1 protein-coding gene is annotated in these 563 nt (G+C 69.1%); it reads left to right on the plus strand.

Annotated features, from left to right (window positions below):
* A partial coding sequence (locus Raf01_RS49265) for an alkaline phosphatase family protein (RefSeq protein WP_275413246.1) occupies positions 1 to 557 on the plus strand: 557 nt, incomplete at its 5' end.
* Positions 558 to 563 lie beyond the last annotated feature (6 nt).

Below are 563 nucleotides of genomic sequence, written 5' to 3' on the forward strand. Positions count from 1 at the left end.
AGTATCTCGCGTCGAAGCTGGAGGCGTTGGCGGCCAACGAGAAGCTGTGGAACTCGACGGTGTTCGTGCTGAACTACGACGAGAACGACGGCTTCTTCGACCACGTACCGCCACCGATCCCGGACCCGAAGAAGTACCCCGAGGAGTACGTGCACGTGGCCTCGCCGAAGGGTACGCCCGGCGGCGGGCTGCCGGTCGGCGGTGGCTTCCGGGTACCGTGCATCATCGTGTCCCCGTGGACGGTCGGCGGCCACGTGTACTCCGAACTCTCCGACCACACCTCGTGCCTGCGATTCCTCGAGTCGCTCACGGCCGCGGGCGGCCTGTCCGGCCACGGCCCGGTGACCTTCACGCCGGTCAGCAGGTGGCGGCGCGAGACGTTCGGAGACTTCACCGGCGCGCTGCGCTCGGGCAAGCCGCAGCAGGCCCCGACCAACCCGCAGTTCACGGCGGACACCACGGCCGCCAACCTGGCCGCCCAGACCGCAGCTGCCCTGCAGCCGATGCCCTCCCGCCCGGGAGCGACACAGCACCTGCCCAAGCAACTGAAGAAGTAGCCACCG

Origin of the sequence: Rugosimonospora africana (assembly GCF_016862975.1) — a bacterium.
Taxonomy (GTDB): domain Bacteria; phylum Actinomycetota; class Actinomycetes; order Mycobacteriales; family Micromonosporaceae; genus Rugosimonospora; species Rugosimonospora africana.